Source organism: Asticcacaulis sp. DW145, from assembly GCF_037101385.1.
GTDB classification, from domain to species: Bacteria; Pseudomonadota; Alphaproteobacteria; order Caulobacterales; family Caulobacteraceae; genus Asticcacaulis; species Asticcacaulis currens.
Genome location: NZ_AP029024.1, coordinates 13,369 through 29,965 on the forward strand (window position 1 = coordinate 13,369; position 16,597 = coordinate 29,965).

Sequence of the window (16,597 nt, forward strand, 5' to 3'; positions counted from 1 at the left end):
AATGGCAGTCAAATTATCGTAATTACGGAGAGATCATGTCCGACAGTCAGAGATTTCCCGTCGCCGCGCATACCCTGGCCTATCTGGCCCACAAAGGGGCCTATTCGCGCGAACAGGCCGTGTCCTCGTCTGTACTGGCGGCTTCCATCCCCACCAATCCGGTCGTTATTCGCCGTATGACCACGCAACTGGCCAAGGCCGGGCTGGTCGATACCTGTTCGGGCGTTGCCGGCGGCACGTGGCTTCTCAAACCGGCCGAAACCATCCCGCTGGATCAGGTGCTTCACGCTGTACACGGGTGCGCCCATCTGGGGTCGGCCCCGCCGGGGGCCGATGGTTGTCCCGTCGGTCAGGCCATCCCCAAGGCGGTCTCGGGCGCGATGAAGGCGGCCAATGAAGCGGCCACGGAAACCCTTTCGAAAATTACCGTCGCCGATCTTATCCGGAATATCTGATGCGCAGACTGGCCCTCATTACCGGCGCAACTTCGGGCATTGGCCTGGCCTTCGCCCGCGTCTATGCCAGCCACGGCTGGGACGTCGTGGTGACGGGCCGTCGACAGGAGCGTCTGGAAAAGCTTGTCGAGGAAATTCGTCTGCGCTTTGGCGTCGAAGCCTATTTTGTTGTCGCTGACCTGAGCGAGACGGGCGCACCGCAAAAGCTGATCGACTATGTAGGTTCGCTCGGCCGAAAGGTCGATGGACTGGTGAATAATGCCGGCTATGGCCTGCCTGAGGGCTTTATAGGCAATGCCTTTTCGTCGCATGAGGCGTTTTTGCGGGTGCTGATGCACGTCCCAACCGAGCTGGCCTATCTCGTCCTGCCGGGTATGATTGAGCAAAAATTCGGCCGCATCGTCAATGTCTCATCGCTGGCCTCCTACCTGCCCGCCTCACCGGGCGACACACTCTATGCGCCGGTTAAGGCGTATCTGACGCGTTTTTCGCAAGGCCTGCACCTTGAAGCGCGTGACCACGGCGTTCACGTCAGCGCCCTTTGCCCGGGCTATACCTTTTCGGAATTCCATGATGTTACCGGATCGCGCGAGCGCATCAGTCAGTCGACACCGGAATGGATGTGGATGGGGGCCGATGAAGTCGCCCGCGAAGGCTATCAGGCCGCCGAAGCCAACCGCGCCATCTGCGTGCCGGGCGCCCCTAATAAGTTTCTGTCCGCACTCTTGAAGATTATTCCCGATGACTGGGCTCTGGAGCTGATCTCAAACCATCTGCGTAAGATGGTGCGCTAAATCGGGCTCACCAGGCAAGCTTAAGGGAATAATCTCTGAACCCGCCATTAAAGATTTTCCTTGCCAAACCCCGGGGCACACTGGTGGTCTCAGGCGACCGGTTCTTCATGAGCCGCTATAGGGGTGCGCTGCCGCCGGCACGATGATGTCATGAGTTACCGTTGAAATCGCCGAAATGATAATCTGCACCGACAGGGCACACAGAATTAGCCCCAGTACGCGGATCACGACGACCATGCCGACGCGACCCAGCATCTTGGAAATATGGCCGGTAAACAGGAAGGTCAGAAGAACCGCCAGCGAGGTGGTAGCAATAGCGCCCAGCCCCACCGCCATGCCGGTTATGCCATATTTTTGGGCCTCACCCGCCTGAATGATGACGGTCGAGATAGCGCCCGGCCCGATCAGAAGCGGAATAGCAAACGGCACGACGAACTTTTCAAATGTCTTTTTGGCGCGGTCACGCCCTCTGATCGGCGCCCCGTGGGCATCGACGGTATCCTCGGTCAGTGACTCGGTTTCCTCAAACATGGCAAGGAAATCGCCACGCGTCATGTCTAGCCCCAGCAGGAACAAAAGGATGCCACCGGCGATACGGAAGGCATCCATCGAAATGCCGAAGAACTGAAGAAGAGCCAGACCGGTAAAGAAGAAGAAGCTCAGAAAGAGCGCTGCAAAGGCCGAAATATAAACCACCAGCCATCGACGCGCCGATTCTGACTGAGTGCGCGTGGCGGCCGCAAAGATCGGCACATTGCCGATGGGATCGAGCAGCGCGAACAGGGTTATGAAGAAATTCACATAAAGCTCAACCAGCCCTAATGAGCCACCCGACATTATTCACCCTCCTGCAATCGACTCGATTTGTAACAGAGCCACCCATCCGGTTACAGGGAAAACTTTCCCACAAACCGGGAGCGCAGGGTTCACGTTTTCCCCATTGTGCCCCGCAAAATCCGGTGTATGTGAAACCGACTGCTACCGGAGCGCCGTTATGACCCTGCCTGCCGATCCTCGTATCATCGTTGCCCTTGATGAACCTGATCTCGCCGCCGCCCGCCATCTAGTCGAGGTTCTGGGTGATCACGTCAGCTTCTACAAGGTCGGTCTGACGCTTCTGGGCCAGGGCGGTCTGTCTTTAACTGAGGAATTAGGACGTCGCGGCAAAAAGGTCTTCCAGGACTGGAAGCTGCATGACATCGGCGCTCAGGTCGAAGGCGCCGCCGAAGCCATATCGCGAGGGGCCTGCGATATGCTGACTGTCCATGCCGAGCCGCAGGTCATGAAGGCCGCCGTGCGCGGCCGCCAGGGCAACACGAAGCTTCTCGGCGTTACGGTCATGACAACGCTTAAACAAGAGGACCTCGATGAGATGGGCTATGGCACGGCGCTGGAGGATCTTGTCAGGCGCCGCGTCGATCAGGCCGTAGACGCAGGTATGGACGGCGTGGTCGCCAGCCCGCACGAAGCGGCAATGATCCGAGCGCGGGTACCGGCTGATTTCCTGATTGTTACTCCGGGCGTGCGCCCGGCGTGGGCCGATGCCAATGATCAAAAGCGCATCGCGACGCCCGCCGATGCTGTCAGTAGCGGAGCCTCGCACATAGTCATCGGTCGGCCGATTACGCGCGCGCCCGACCCCGTGGTGGCCGTGCAAGCCATTCTGGCGGAGCTGCAGGGGTAAAACCCTGCAATCAGGCGCTGTCCGATTTAGAAATCGCTGACGATGCCCTTGCGTTCCCAGTCCCCAAAGCGTGTGGGTTCAAGTCCTGCAGGGCCACCTTCTTCATAAGGCCGCTCAGCAGCCTCATTTTCGGCTCGCGCCCGTCGCTCGGCGGCTTCGGCGAGCGCGCGCCTGGCCTCTGGAGTCAAAACGCGCTCGGCAATGCTCTCTTTTTCAGCATCATCAATCGATTGCGAAGTCGTTTCGTTATTTTTTTCAGATGACATTTTCGTCAGTGCCTTAAATTTGTCTGCGCTTTCCTTATATGTATTTTGCAAGGGCTGCCATCGCAACCCTATTACTTAACTTTGAGGAGAGCTTCTTACCCATGAACCCGTTTAAGACCTTTATGCTACTGGCTGGTATGACCGCGCTGTTTGGCGCGATCGGTCTGGCGATTGGCGGGCCTACGGGTATGCTGATCGCGCTTGGCCTTGCTCTTGCCATGAACGCTTTTGCCTATTGGAACTCCGATAAGATGGTCTTGAAGGCCTACAGGGCCGAACCCGTCGATCCCGCCAGCGCCACCGGCCTGATCCGTACGTATTACGACGATATTGCCGAAATGAGTCACCGGGCCGGACTTCCGATGCCGGCGGTCTACATCATTCATAATGATCAGCCCAATGCCTTTGCCACCGGACGCAATCCGCAAAACGCTGCCGTTGCCGCAACGACCGGATTATTGCGCATGCTCGACCGCAGCGAGATTCGCGGCGTTATGGCCCATGAGCTTGCACACGTGAAAAATCGCGACACCCTGATCATGACGGTGACGGCGACACTGGCCGGTGCCATTTCATCGATTGCCAACTTCGCCATGTTCTTTGGCGGGAATAATGATGATGAAGACGGCATCAACCCGGCTGCCGCTATCCTCATGGCCATCGTCGCCCCGTTGGCGGCCATGCTGGTGCAGATGGCCATTTCACGCGTCCGCGAATATGAAGCCGACCGCGTCGGGGCAGAACTTTGTGGCGATCCAGAGAGCCTTGCCCGTGCGTTGCACAAGATTGAGCAGTACGCCCACGGCATTCCAAACCACGAAGCCGAGCGTAACCCGGCATCGGCGCACATGTTCATTATTAATCCTCTGTCGGGAAAGCGGATGGACAATCTCTTCTCGACTCACCCCGCTACGGACAATCGGGTCCGGGCCTTGATGGAGCTGGGTGTGCGGATGGGCAATCGTCGTGGGGGCATGACCAGCGTGCCGACGACATAAGCGGGTTGGGGCGCGACACTTTTGCTGATATAGCCGCGCCTTAGCCGCCCTTTGCGGCCACTGTCTCCGCTTAATACGGGGATACCGACGTAACGCACAGCATCTTCTGAGAGTTTGCATGCCCCAAAATTCCGGCCGCACTTCCGGCAAACCATCACGCGCCCGCGCCGCCACCGCGCGCCCTTCCGCCCGCCCGAGCCGTCCGAACGCGGACGCCGCAGAAAGCATGGAGAACGATATCGGCATCGCGGCGCGCGTGACGGCCATAACCCTGATTGACGCGGCGCTGGAAAAGCGTAGCGGCTTTGACGAAGCGGCCGCGAGCCCCGATTTTCTCAAACTGTCAGAAACAGAACGCGCCTTCGCGCGCGCCCTGTCCCTGCTGGTCCTGCGTCGACTGGGGCAGCTCGATCACGTCATTCACAAAAAGACGCAGAAAATGCCGCCTGAAGCGGTACGCCAGCTTCTGCGCATCGGCATGGCGCAGATCTTCTTTATGCAGGTGCCGGATTTCGCTGCCGTTTCTACCACAGTGAAGATCGCTGAGCGTGAAAACAAGACCCGTCCGTTCAAGGGTCTGATCAATGCCATTCTGCGCGGCCTCATCCGCGAGGGCAAACTGTCCGACGTCAATCCGAAGCGGCTCGTCCCCGACTGGCTGTGGCAACGCTGGGTGCAGACCTATGGCGAGGACAATGCCGAGGGCATGGCCACGGTCCTGACCGAAGAGCCGGCCACCGATCTCAGCTTCCGTAATCCAGCGGAGCGCGACGCACTTAAGGAGGCTCTGCAAGGTGAGGTCGTGGGGCCCGTCAACCTGCGCTCGGCACTGCGTGGCGATTTGCGCCAGTGGGCCGACTACGAGGCGGGCAAGTGGTGGGTGCAGGACATCGCTGCTGCCACCCCGGTCAATCTTCTGGGTGACCTCAGCGGTAAGACCGCGCTCGATGTCTGCGCCGCCCCAGGCGGCAAGACGATGCAACTGATCGCCAGGGGCGCGCAGACCGTTGCTATCGACCGCTCCAAAAACCGTCTGCGGCGCGTCGAGGACAATCTGGCGCGCGTAGGGATGAGCGCCGAAATCCATAATGCCGACGCCTCGACCTTTGATGATCCGCGTGCCTTCGACGTCGTGCTGGTCGATGCGCCCTGTTCGGCCACGGGCACCTATCGGCGTCAGCCAGACGTTTTGTGGGCCACCCGCCCCGCCGACGTCGCCAAACTGGCGGACGTTCAGCATCGCCTGCTAGATGCACTGGCCCCGCGCGTTAAACCCGGTGGCGACTTCCTTTACTGCACGTGTTCGCTGGAACGTGAGGAAGGCGAAACGCAGATCCTGGCCTTCCTGCGCCGGAACAAGGATTTCACCCTCGTCCGCCACGGCGCTGATCAGCACCCGGACATACCCGCCGCCTCATTTGCGCCCGAAGGCTGGTTGAGATTGCTGCCGCATCAGCGTAAGGGAGGGCAGGACGGCTTCTTCGTCGCGCACCTGAAACGCAACCCCGCTTAAGAGTTTTGCATGACCACGCCGCTGATTTGCCCTTCGATTCTGGCCTCCGACTTCTCCAGGCTGGGTGAGGAAGTTCGCGCCATAGACGCAGCCGGGGCCGACTGGATTCATATCGATGTGATGGACGGGCATTTCGTTCCCAACCTGACCATCGGGCCCGATGTGGTGAAAAGTCTGCGTCCGCATACGCAAAAGACCTTTGACGTGCACCTGATGGTGACACCGGTCGATCCCTATCTCGAGGCCTTCCGCGCCGCCGGCGCGGATGTCATGAGCGTCCACCCGGAATCGGGCCCTCATCTGCACCGCACGTTGAAGCAGATCCGCCATCTGGGGGCCAAGGCCGGGGTCGTACTCAATCCTGCGACACCGCTCGACGGTCTGGAGTGGATCATGGAGGACCTCGATCTGATTCTCCTGATGAGCGTCAATCCGGGTTTTGGCGGGCAGAGCTTTATCGAGAGCCAGTTGCGCAAGATCGAAGCCGTACGCAAAAAGCTCGACGCACTGGGCCATAGCGCCGTGCTTCAGGTTGATGGTGGCGTAAACCTGCAAAACGCCGCCGCCTGCGTTGCGGCCGGTGCCACAGCGCTTGTCGCCGGTACGGCTGTCTTCAAGGGCGGGCCGGACGCCTATGCCGCCAATATTAAGTCGCTCAAGGGTCTCTGACCCGATGCAGGTCTATGAGCAGCCCATTGCCATAGCCGGTCACGCCGCGGTTCGAACACCGTGGGGTAAGGTCGTGCGGGCGTGGGCACGCCGTCAGGCCGCAGCCGAAATTTTCGGGATGCCGGGCTATCGCCTTTCCTTACGCGGCCCCGACATCGAAGGCTTTATCGCCGCGCCTCACGAAATTCGCCCGCCAAATCCGCATTTAGGCAAGGCCATGATGTCGGGGCGTTACAGTCTGGGTGGGGCTCGCATGAGCGTGCAGGGAACCGGCGATCCGTGGAACCGCCCCTCCCCCACGCGCGCCTTCGCGATTGAGCTTCACGGCTTCTGCTGGTTACGCCACCTCTTCACGCAAGGCGAGGAGGGAATCAAGGAAGGCCTGCGCCTCTTCCTCCTGTGGGACAAGACATTCCGCAAATGGACACCCTTCGCCTGGGATCAGGGGGTCCTTGCGCGTCGTCTGATCAGTTTAAGCGTCTTTGCGCGGCGACTGTCGGCCTATGCGTCCGAGGCTGAGGTCCACACTCTGGCGCAATCCATGGCGGAACAGGCCCGCCATCTTTGGCGGTTACCGCGCAATCTGGCATGGTACACGCAAAAGGCAACAGCGCTTGTGCTCGTTGGCTGCGTCCTTTCCGGGCGCGCGGGCGACAGTCTGCGGCGCAAAGGGCTGCAGATTCTGCCAAAGGCGCTAAAGCGCACCATCCTGCCAGATGGCTCGCACGTCTCTCGCAGCGTTCAGGCCGGACTTGAGCTGCTCTATGATCTGCTGCTGATAGAGGATGGGTTGAACCAGCGTGGCCTGGCCCTGCCCGACTATCTCGAGACCGCTATCGAACGCCTCGGCCGTTTTGTGCGTACCCTGTCGCACCCGGACGGATCGCTGTGCGCTTTTCAGGGATCAGAATCCCTGCTGGCCGAACAGGTCGCCCCGGCCCTGCTGCACGAAGAAAAGCGCCCTCTCGCCCCATCTTCCCTGCCGGTTTCGCTCGAACACGGCCGTTATCAGCGTCTGACCGGGCGCTCCTTGTCAGTCTACGTTGATACAGGAGAGCCTCGCTTTGGCGCTATGGGCTATGCGGCCTGCGATCACCCGATGAATTTCGAAGTGTCGGGCGGGCGTGACAAGCTGTTTGTGACCCCTGGATGGGCACCGGGGCAGTCAGATCACCACGAATTCCGCATCATTAATGCTGCCAATACCCTGACGCTCGGTGATCTGCCTATCCTCAGCCCCATCACCGGGCGCTTTGGAGAGCTGCTGCATTTCGGGCTTGAGGGGATGCGCTACCGCATCCGCAGCCGCCGCATCGAATCCGAAGACGCCGGCTCGCTAATCGAGATGGAACACGAAGGCTGGCGCCCTGTCTTTGGCATCAAACACGAGCGCCGCCTCTATGTCGATCCGCAGCGCGACGAACTTCGCGGAGAGGAAAAGCTGATCCCGGTCGAGCCGAAGAAGGAGCTTCCGGAGCAGGCCCCCTATGCCCTGCGCTTTGTGCTGCATCCGGAGGTACAGGCCTCACTCGCGCGCGATAAGCGCTCTGTCCTTCTGCGCGGCCCCGGTGGACGTGGCTGGTGGCTCAGGCACGACGCGCGCGAGGTGAGTATCGAGGAATCGAGCGTGTTTGAACGCGGACAGCCGCGCAAATCGACAACGCTTCTGCTGCGAGGCACGGTCCGTCTTGCTACGCCGCTGCGCATCCGCTGGAAGCTCTCGCCCGCAGAAGCCTAAAAGCTACGAGGCGGCGAAAGCCACTTAAACGTTTCACTTCCAGACCTCACATTTTCCGTTACAAATGAAGGGGGATTGTGGGTTTTCTTTTACGCCCCCCTTGTGTAAACCGCGCGCATCTTTCCCCCAAATACTGGATGCGCCCATGCCCGCCGCCCCTGATTTTCCGCCCGCCCCCGACCTCGTCACGCCCAGGCGCGCGCTTATTTCTCTGTCGGACAAGACCGGCCTGATCGAAGTGGCGCAGGCTCTGGTATCAGCGGGTGTCGAAATCATCTCGACCGGCGGGACGCGCGGTGCGATTGAGAAGGCCGGTATCGCCGTCAAGGACGTGTCCGACCTTACGCAGTTTCCGGAAATGATGGACGGTCGCGTCAAGACGCTGCACCCGAAGGTGCATGGCGGCCTTCTGGCCTATCGCGATGCGCCAGAACACGCCAAGGCACTCATTGATCACGATATCGCCCCCATCGACATCGTGTGGATCGACCTCTACCCCTTTGAAAAGACGGTCGCTTCGGGCGGTGGCTTTGAAGCGGCAATTGAGAATATCGACATCGGCGGGCCGACCATGATCCGTTCGTCGGCTAAGAATCACCCTTACGTGGCTGTCTGCGTCGACAAGGCCGGCATGGACGAAGTGATCGCCGCCCTGAAAGACAGTGGTCAGACAAGTCTGTCTTTGCGTAAATCGCTGGCCGCGCGTGCCTTTGCCCGCACCGCCGCTTATGACAGCGCCGTTTCGACCTGGTTTGCCGGGCAACTGGGCGACAGCTATCCTTTGCACAAGACCGTTGCCGGGACGCGGCTACAAACCATGCGTTATGGCGAAAATCCGCATCAGTCAGCTGCCTTTTATAAGACAGGCGAAAACCGTCCGGGTGTGGCTACGGCGAAGCAGCTTCAGGGCAAGGAGCTGAGCTATAACAACGTTGCCGACACGGACGCGGCCATTGAGCTCGTGGCCGAGTTTGAGCAACCGGCCTGCGTCATCGTCAAGCACGCCAATCCCTGCGGGGTGGCGGTGGGGCCGGACCTCCTGACCGCCTATAAGCGCGCCCTGGAATGCGACGACGTGTCGGCGTTTGGGGGCATTGTGGCGCTAAACCGCAAGCTTGACGCTGCCACGGCGGAAAAAATCGTTGAAATCTTCACTGAAGTGATCGTCGCCCCCGAGGCCGACGAGGAGGCGCTGGAGATTGTCAAAGCCAAGAAGAATTTGCGTCTGCTGGTCACAGGTGCCCTGCCCGATCCGCTGTCAGGCGGTCAGGTGTTCCGCTCGGTGGCGGGCGGCCTTCTGGTGCAGTCGCGCGACACCGCGCGCATTAGCGCCGCGGACCTCAAAATCGTCACCAAACGTCAGCCGACGCCGACGGAGATCGAGGACATGTTGTTTGCCTTTACCGTCGCTAAGCACGTCAAGTCGAACGCGATTGTCTATGCCAAGGACGGCCGCACAGCGGGTATTGGGGCCGGCCAGATGAACAGGCGCGACTCCGCACGTATTGCCGCCCTGCGCGCCCAGGAAGCGGCGGAAAAGATCGGCTTTGCCGAGTCGCTGGCAAAGGGTTCAGCCTGTGCCTCGGAAGCCTTCTTCCCCTTTCCGGACGGCCTTCTTGAAGCTGCCGCCGCAGGTGCCACTGCGGTGATCCAGCCAGGCGGTTCGATCAAGGACGCCGATGTTATCGCCGCCGCCGACGAGGCGGGCCTGACCATGGCCTTCACCGGCGTTCGCGTATTCCGCCATTGATTAAAGCGGATGAATGCTTTGACGACGGTCTAGGATATCACGTCCCTCCCGGCGAGAGCCGGGAGGGACCTTTGCTTCGGTGACACGGGCACACCCCACCCGAAAGCGTAAGCAAAAATCAAATTGTGCATCACCTTTCCCGGGAACTGGTTTTCGGACAGGCAGGCAAGGATGTACAAAGTCACATCAAGTGCTATCTATCCTTCGGGGACGTGTTTCGGAGGGATTTTTGATGCCTGAGACTTTGGCTGAACGGTGGGCCCGACTGTCGCCTTGTACCGAGGTATTCGGACCGAATGATGCGTCACCACGGCCGGCCTTGATACTGTTTCACGGGTGCGGAGGTGTGCGCCCGCACATCTACCACTACGCCGAAGCCGCCGCCGCCGTCGGGGTGCGTGCCTATGTTGTTGACTCCCTGAAAGCCCGCGGATGGGGCAGATCCCACGGTGTGACCCTCGTTTGCACTGGTCTGGCCCTGCAAGGGTATGAGCGTTCAGGCGACGTTCTGGCCGCCATCAAGGGCATTTCTGCCCTTTCGGAAGTTCAGTCAGATCAGATCGTCCTATCGGGCTGGAGTCACGGGGGCTGGTCGATCATGGACCTGATGACCGAGCCCCTCAAAAGGCCGGGTGAGGCCAGGCTCGCGGACCCCGATCCCGCTCTCATCGACCATGTGCGCGGCCTCTTCCTCGTCTATCCCTACATCAGCTTCCCGGCCCGCAGCCTGCGTCACCCCTGGATTTACCGTCCGCGCACCCGGGTCGCTCTGGCGCGCAAGGACCATCTGACCGCCTATGCCCGAGCCGTATCGGTACTGGAGCGGCTGAAGGCTGATGGTCTTCCGGTCGATATGCTCAGCTTCGACGCCACGCATGCCTATGACGAAGAAAGCTTCGGAGGTATCGGCCCGATGCACCATGACCAGGCTGCGATGGACGGCACGACCGAAGGCCTGATCAGCTTCCTGCGTGAGGTGTTTAACATGGACCTGCCTTCCCAGGCTGTCGCGGCCGGCTAATGGAAAGCCTGCAAGAGCGGTTTGAACGATTATGGCCGCACGTCACGGTGCACGGCGCGCCCGACGAGACGCCTCGCCTGACGGTCGTGCTGTTTCATGGGTGCGGCGGTGTCGGACGAAACATCACCCTGTTTGCTGATTACGCCGTATCTCTGGGCCTGCGGGCCGTAATCGTCGATTCCTATGCCCCGCGAGGCATTAAGCGGCGCCTTGCCGCTTTTCTGGCCTGCAATGGGCTCTGGCTGAGAGGCTACAAGCGCTCCGGCGACGTGCTCGCCCTGCTTTGGGGCCTGTCGCAACGACGGGAGGTTAACGGCATCTTGCTGGCGGGCTGGAGCCACGGCGCATGGGCGATCATGGACCTGATGACGCAAGCCCTGACCCGTCGCGGGGAAGCGCAACTGAGCGATCCAAGCCCTGAACCCCTGACACGGGTGCGCGGCCTGTTTCTGATGTACCCCTATGTCAACTTCCTCGCCCGTTCGATGGGTAAGGCGTGGCAGCGGCAAATACCGACCCTCATGGTCATTGCGCTAAAGGATCATCTGGCGCGTTTCAGCCTGTCTTTAAAGGCCGTGCGCCGTCTGCGCGCTCAGGGCGTGCCGCTCGAGACGATCGTGGTCGATTCTACCCATGCCTTCGATGAACTGGGCGCGGACCGCTTCGGCTTCATGAAATACGACCCGCATTCGGTTGCCACCGTACGGGCCGCGTTTTGCGAGTTTGTCGCGAAATTTAAAGCTTAATGCCCACTGTGTTGGGACGCGTCCGACAAAGGCGCATTCGAAACGGGGGCTTCGATCTTCACCGCCCCCGCCTTGGCGAAGTTGAGCGTTAGACTAAGCGTGTCACCGTCTGCGGGGCGGGTCTTCAGCCCAATAAACATGATGTGGTTGCTGCCCGGCTTCAGTTCGAGCGTCTGGCCGGCCTTGATCTCAAAGCCCTCGGGCATCGGCGCCATCATCATCTTGTCGCCGTCCATCTTCATGGTGTGCAACTCGACCTTTTCAGCGCAATCACAGGTCACCGAGACCAGACGATCATCATCCTTGCCGATATTGCGGACGGTGACATAGCCGCCTGTATTGGGATTTTGGCCGAGCGCCGCGCGCACGGCATAGTGCGATAACTCAAGACCGCTTTCGGTCTTCACACCGTTTTCGTCTGTCTTGGTCTTTACCGTTGTGACACCGTTGGACTCGATTTCGGTCTTGACCTCAGATGTCGAATGGCGGCCGTCACAAGCCGTCAGGGAACCCAGCGAAAACGCCATCACAGACAAAAGAATAAACTTACGCACGGTTTCCTCCCAATTTGGATCTGCCCTGGTTTCACGCAAGGCCTGGCTCAACCCCACAGGCCGACGATCTTTTTGACATCTCTGACCACCGGTTCTGCCGCTGCTTCAGCCGCTTCGGCCCCGAGCTTAAGCACCCGGTCAACCTCTGCCGGATCGTTCAATAGCGCGCGCAGGCGCTCGGAGATAGGCGACATCTTGTCCACTACCACCTCGGCCAGCGCGGGCTTGAATACGCCGAAGCCCTTGCCGCCAAACTCATTGAGCACGTCCTGCACCGATACTCCGGCCAAGGCTGCATAGATACCAACGAGATTCTTGGCTTCCGGTCGTTCAGACAGACCGGTCTCCTCTGCCGGCAGAACTTCGGCGTCAGACTTGGCCTTCTTGATCTTCGAAGCGATGGTGTCGGCATCGTCTGTCAGGTTGATGCGCGAATTGTCCGAAGGGTCTGACTTCGACATCTTAGCCAGCCCGTCACGCAAGCTCATGATGCGCGCGCCTGGCCCCTGATAAAGGGTGTCGGGCAAGGGGAAGTAGTCCACCTTATAGTCGTGATTGAACTTCTTGGCCACGTCGCGTGTCAGCTCTAGATGCTGACGCTGGTCTTCGCCCACCGGCACGTGGGTGGCCTTATAGAGCAGGATGTCGGCGGCCTGAAGAACCGGATAGGTATAGAGACCAATTGAAGCGCGTTCCTTATCCTTGCCCGCCTTATCTTTGAACTGCGTCATTCGGTCAAGCCAGCCCAGACGCGCAACGCAGTTGAAAATCCACGCCAGCTCCGTATGGGCGCGTACCGCCGACTGCGGAAAGATGGCCGACTTTGCCGGGTCCACGCCCGCCGCCAGGTAGCAGGCAGCGATTTCGCGGGTCTGGGACAAAAGCTTTTCAGGGTCCTGCCACACGGTGATCGCGTGCAGATCGGCAATCATATAGAAGCGCGTGGCCTCAAGAGACTGCATATCGGCGAACTTTTTGAGCGCGCCGAGATAGTTGCCGAGGTGAAGCGACCCGGACGCCTGAATACCGGACAGAATACGCATGTATGGACCTTCTTACCCCTTACGCAGGGCCTTCTTTATGTCGGACGGGCGAACAGCCCGCGTAACGAACAGAAGGGCGATATAAACGAAAAGTCCGAGGAGACAAACGCCCACAATGGCGATTTCCTTGGTCATATGATGCAACAGGGGGTGAAGGGCCCCTTCAATTGCCGCGCGATAGTGAGAGGCCAGAGCGCAAAAGGCCCCCATCAATATACCGGCCAGGATGATCTTGAAAAGTCCGGTCGCCGCCTTGGGGCCCAGTGACCATGTTTTGCGGCGGCTCAGCGTCCACCACATCAGGCCGACATTGACCCAGGCCGCCGCGGAGGTGCCGATCGCCAGACCGGCCACGCCGATCAGCGGGAACAGTGTCAGACCACAGGCCAGATTGACCACGACTGACACCATGGCAAACTTCATCGGTCCGTAGGTGTCTTTGCGCGCAAAAAAGGCCGGGGTCAGCACGCGCGCCAGCACAAAGGCGGGCACACCCCAGCCGTAATGCAACAGGGCGCGGGCCGTTTCCTGCGCGTCGTGCGCAAGGAACTCCCCCCGCGTGTAAAGGCCGTCGATCAGGAAGAAGGGCATGGCGATCAGCGCCGCCGCCGCCGGCAGGGTCAGGGCCATGGCAAACAACACGGCATCGTCCATGACGTTTTGCGAACGTTGCGTATCGCCTGACTGCACCGCCCGCGACAGGGTTGGCAAAAGGGCTACACCGATGGCCACCCCAACCAGACCCAGCGGCAACTGATATAGGCGGTCTGCAACGCTCAGCCAGGTTCGTGCCCCGTTTACGCCCGATGCCAGAAGCGAGGAAACGAAGACATTGATCTGCGTCGCGGCGGCGGCCAGCGCACCGGGCACTGCCAGCAGCAGAAGGCCGCGCATCTCAGTCGTAAGCTTCGGCCATACAAAGCCAATGCGCGCCCCGGTCCTGCGGCAGCCCCATACGAGCAGCGCCGCCTGAGCCACACCGGCACTCAGCACACCGGTTGCCGCCAGATAGGAGGCGTGTATCGGGTCCTTACCGAACCACACAAAGACCAGCATGAACAAGTTCAGAAGCGTCGGCACAAAGGCCGACAGGGCAAAGCGTCCACGCGCATTCAGCACCCCGGACAGGAGCGCCACCATGGTCATGCACGGCAAATAAGGCATGGTAATTTGGGTGAGGATGATCGTCAGACGCATCTTGGCAGGGTCGTCGGCATAGCCGTGCGAAAAGACGGCCATGACCTGTGGCATGAAGATCATAGCCAGTGCGCTCAGAACAATGGCGATCATGGTCATGGTGGCCATGGCGTCGCGCGCCAGCCTGTCGGCGGCTTCGGGGCCTTCCTTTTCCAGCGCAGCGGAATAGGCGGGGACGAAGGCGGCGGTGAAGGCACCTTCAGCAAAAATACGGCGGAACAGATTGGGGAAGGTCAGCGCCGTGGCGTAGGCATCGGCGGCGATATTGCCCGATGCCCCCATGACGGCCGTGATGACCAGATCGCGGGCAAAGCCCATTACGCGACTGACCAGAGTCATCCCACCAAAGACAAGCGAGGAGCGGACAACGCTGGTGGGTTTCGACCCGGTTTCTTGAGACACGTAAGCCTGCCTGTAAGGAGAGCAATCGGTTTCGCTCTTACTCCAGCCGCAGGAATTAGCAAGCGTGGAGGTGTTAATCGTGAGAGACCGACTATGTCGAGGCAATGGTTTGCCACCCACGGCGCAAGCTTTACTCGCTCACACCTGCGGTAGCAAATTACAAAAAACCGGCAAGGCGGCGGCCCCTATGGCGGTCTGGAAGGCCCCTAGGCGCGACGCTTCCACCGCAGGTGCGCCAACCCCCAGATTCACGGCTTGCGCCAGCTCTTTGAGGAGGAGCGGGCTGAGACGACCGGTAAGGATAATCGCGTCCGGACTGAGGAAGGGGCTGAGTTTGGAGAGACCTGCCGACAGACGTGCGGCGGCCCCGTGCGTCCAGTCCGCGATCACGCCTTGCGCCGCCTCGGGCAGGATATCGAGATCGCTGAGGTCGCCCACTCCAAATCCGGCTTTGGTTAGCACCCGCATCAGGTCACGGCCATCCGGACCCGATTTAACATCTGAACCCTCATTGAAAAACTGCCCGATCTGACCGGCGCCTGACATACTCTGCCCTCCCCGGAACGGGCGCCCTTCAATAAACAGCGCCCCGCCGATCTCAAGTCCGATATGGACGATTAGATAGGTCTGATAGCGTGCACCGGCACCGAAAACGCGCTCACCAATGCCGCAGGCCAGAGGTTCGGCTTCAATAAAGGCCGACCCCTCCAGATTGTTGGCAAAATAGCTGGTCAGTTCCTCGCGGCGATAGGCCAAATTCCACGCCTGCGCCTGTTCGGGCGGCAGGTCGCAGGGCACACCGATCCCGAAGCCCAGTTGCCGCCAGCGCACCACATGGCTCTTGCCATAGGCGCTTTCCAGTTGTTGCTGCACGGTCTCCAGCACGGCACGCGGGCTAGGCTCGGCCAGGGGCGTGCGCGTGCGCCCGACCACGCGACCCCCCAGATCCATCGCCACCAGATCGAGTGCACCGGCTGTGAAGCCGATACCAAAGGCATAGGCCGCGCCCGAACGCAGCGACACCGGCTTTTGTGGCTGACCCCGCCGCCCGGTGTGCACATAGGCCCCGTTATCTTCCTCGACCAATCCCCAGTCCATCAGGTCGCGCACCAGATTGGTCACCGCCGGTCGCGTGTAGCCGGACGCTTCCGCCAGTTCGGCGCGCGCTGCCGTCCCATGGCGAACCAGCGCCTCAAGCACCTTGCGATGGCCGTGGGTCAGGTGGGGAAACATCTATACGTCCGAAAAGTCGATAACCCGGTAGTCTCGGCCCAGCTTGTTTAGAAAATGCCGGAAATCGGCCTGATCGCGCGCTGTGGTCGCCGTATTGATGAGCGGGTGGAAGTTGACGATCTCAGCTTCATAAAGTCGCTGATCAAGAATAAATCTGACCTTGTGATCCGGGTCGTTGATAAGGGCCAGCGCCGTGACCGAACCGGGCCGCACGCCAAGCGCCTGATAGAGCCGGTCTTCGGAACCGAAACTCAGGCGTCCGGACCCGATGACTTTCGGCAGGGCTTTCAGATTGATCTGTGTTTGCTGTTCGGCGCTGATCAGCCACAATTGCCCCTTATCGTCCTTCAGGAACAGGTTTTTAGTGTGTGCACCGGGCAGCTTATCCTTGATCTCTTCGCCTTCACCGACACGAAATACCGCCTCATGCGCGGTCGTCCGCGGCAACAGGCCCCAGCTGTTTAGGGCTTGAAGCAGGGTGCTTTGCGTATAAAAGCTTTTTTCGGTCATTCGACGCGTTTACAGGAGCCCGAA

General features: G+C 60.2%; 17 protein-coding genes. 10 read left to right on the forward strand and 7 right to left on the reverse strand.

The features are described from left to right. Positions 1 to 35: 35 nt before the first annotated feature. Both AACH73_RS00045 and AACH73_RS00050 read left to right on the forward strand, forming a co-directional pair. Positions 36 to 455: an Rrf2 family transcriptional regulator gene (locus AACH73_RS00045; RefSeq protein ID WP_272739710.1), complete on the forward strand. Its 420-nt coding sequence runs from the start codon at positions 36 to 38 to the stop codon at positions 453 to 455. Next, positions 452 to 1,249 (forward strand): SDR family oxidoreductase, encoded by a 798-nt coding sequence (locus AACH73_RS00050; protein ID WP_272740046.1) that lies wholly within the window; start codon positions 452 to 454, stop codon positions 1,247 to 1,249. Before AACH73_RS00045 ends, AACH73_RS00050 begins: the two co-directional genes overlap by 4 nt. 105 nt (positions 1,250 to 1,354) lie before the next feature. On the opposite strand, the gene AACH73_RS00055 is transcribed toward AACH73_RS00050, so the two are convergent. Further along, entirely contained in the window at positions 1,355 to 2,086 is a 732-nt protein-coding gene (locus AACH73_RS00055; protein ID WP_272739711.1) for a MarC family protein, read from the reverse strand. A 163-nt stretch (positions 2,087 to 2,249) separates the two neighbouring features. Here AACH73_RS00055 and pyrF point away from each other — a divergent pair, with 163 nt between their 5' ends. Continuing rightward, on the forward strand, positions 2,250 to 2,933 hold the full coding sequence (gene pyrF / locus AACH73_RS00060; RefSeq protein WP_338735733.1) for an orotidine-5'-phosphate decarboxylase: 684 nt from the start codon (positions 2,250 to 2,252) through the stop codon (positions 2,931 to 2,933). Positions 2,934 to 2,959: 26 nt separating this feature from the next. On the opposite strand, the gene AACH73_RS00065 is transcribed toward pyrF, so the two are convergent. Continuing rightward, complete coding sequence (locus tag AACH73_RS00065; protein ID WP_272739712.1) at positions 2,960 to 3,199, reverse strand: succinate dehydrogenase assembly factor 4; 240 nt, start codon at positions 3,197 to 3,199, stop codon at positions 2,960 to 2,962. Positions 3,200 to 3,300: 101 nt separating this feature from the next. Between AACH73_RS00065 and htpX the strand changes: the two genes are divergently transcribed. From htpX to AACH73_RS00100, 7 genes are all read left to right on the forward strand, one after another. Beyond that, positions 3,301 to 4,197, forward strand: a complete 897-nt coding sequence (gene htpX, locus AACH73_RS00070) for a zinc metalloprotease HtpX (RefSeq protein ID WP_272739713.1) — start codon at positions 3,301 to 3,303, stop codon at positions 4,195 to 4,197. A 118-nt stretch (positions 4,198 to 4,315) separates the two neighbouring features. After that, positions 4,316 to 5,710 carry an RsmB/NOP family class I SAM-dependent RNA methyltransferase gene (locus tag AACH73_RS00075; RefSeq protein ID WP_338735023.1) on the forward strand — a complete coding sequence of 465 codons (1,395 nt, stop codon included), beginning with the start codon at positions 4,316 to 4,318 and terminating at the stop codon, positions 5,708 to 5,710. 9 nt (positions 5,711 to 5,719) lie between these two features. Beyond that, the gene (rpe, locus tag AACH73_RS00080) at positions 5,720 to 6,379 is read left to right on the forward strand and encodes a ribulose-phosphate 3-epimerase (RefSeq protein WP_338735024.1); all 660 of its coding nucleotides are present in this window, start codon (positions 5,720 to 5,722) and stop codon (positions 6,377 to 6,379) included. Positions 6,380 to 6,383: 4 nt separating this feature from the next. After that, a complete protein-coding gene (locus tag AACH73_RS00085) occupies positions 6,384 to 8,117 on the forward strand; it encodes a heparinase II/III family protein (RefSeq protein ID WP_272739716.1) in 1,734 nt (577 codons plus the stop codon). Between the two features lie 145 nt (positions 8,118 to 8,262). Next, positions 8,263 to 9,867, forward strand: coding sequence for a bifunctional phosphoribosylaminoimidazolecarboxamide formyltransferase/IMP cyclohydrolase (gene purH, locus AACH73_RS00090; RefSeq protein WP_338735025.1), 1,605 nt, complete (start codon positions 8,263 to 8,265; stop codon positions 9,865 to 9,867). Positions 9,868 to 10,213: 346 nt separating this feature from the next. Further along, positions 10,214 to 10,888, forward strand: coding sequence for a dienelactone hydrolase (locus AACH73_RS00095; protein ID WP_338735026.1), 675 nt, complete (start codon positions 10,214 to 10,216; stop codon positions 10,886 to 10,888). After that, positions 10,888 to 11,634, forward strand: coding sequence for a dienelactone hydrolase (locus AACH73_RS00100; RefSeq protein ID WP_338735027.1), 747 nt, complete (start codon positions 10,888 to 10,890; stop codon positions 11,632 to 11,634). Before AACH73_RS00095 ends, AACH73_RS00100 begins: the two co-directional genes overlap by 1 nt. Here the strand turns inward: AACH73_RS00100 and AACH73_RS00105 are convergent. The 5 genes from AACH73_RS00105 to AACH73_RS00125 all read right to left on the reverse strand — a co-directional run bounded on the left by AACH73_RS00105 (position 11,631) and on the right by AACH73_RS00125 (position 16,573). Continuing rightward, on the reverse strand, positions 11,631 to 12,188 hold the full coding sequence (locus AACH73_RS00105; RefSeq protein WP_272739720.1) for a copper chaperone PCu(A)C: 558 nt from the start codon (positions 12,186 to 12,188) through the stop codon (positions 11,631 to 11,633). The two genes, AACH73_RS00100 and AACH73_RS00105, sit on opposite strands and share 4 nt — an antisense overlap. Positions 12,189 to 12,235: 47 nt before the next feature. After that, positions 12,236 to 13,231 carry a tryptophan--tRNA ligase gene (gene trpS / locus AACH73_RS00110; RefSeq protein WP_272739721.1) on the reverse strand — a complete coding sequence of 332 codons (996 nt, stop codon included), beginning with the start codon at positions 13,229 to 13,231 and terminating at the stop codon, positions 12,236 to 12,238. A gap of 12 nt (positions 13,232 to 13,243) precedes the next feature. After that, complete coding sequence (gene murJ / locus AACH73_RS00115; RefSeq protein ID WP_338735028.1) at positions 13,244 to 14,830, reverse strand: murein biosynthesis integral membrane protein MurJ; 1,587 nt, start codon at positions 14,828 to 14,830, stop codon at positions 13,244 to 13,246. 138 nt (positions 14,831 to 14,968) lie between these two features. Continuing rightward, on the reverse strand, positions 14,969 to 16,063 hold the full coding sequence (locus AACH73_RS00120; RefSeq protein WP_338735029.1) for an ROK family transcriptional regulator: 1,095 nt from the start codon (positions 16,061 to 16,063) through the stop codon (positions 14,969 to 14,971). After that, positions 16,064 to 16,573 (reverse strand): prolyl-tRNA synthetase associated domain-containing protein, encoded by a 510-nt coding sequence (locus AACH73_RS00125; RefSeq protein WP_338735030.1) that lies wholly within the window; start codon positions 16,571 to 16,573, stop codon positions 16,064 to 16,066. Positions 16,574 to 16,597 lie beyond the last annotated feature (24 nt).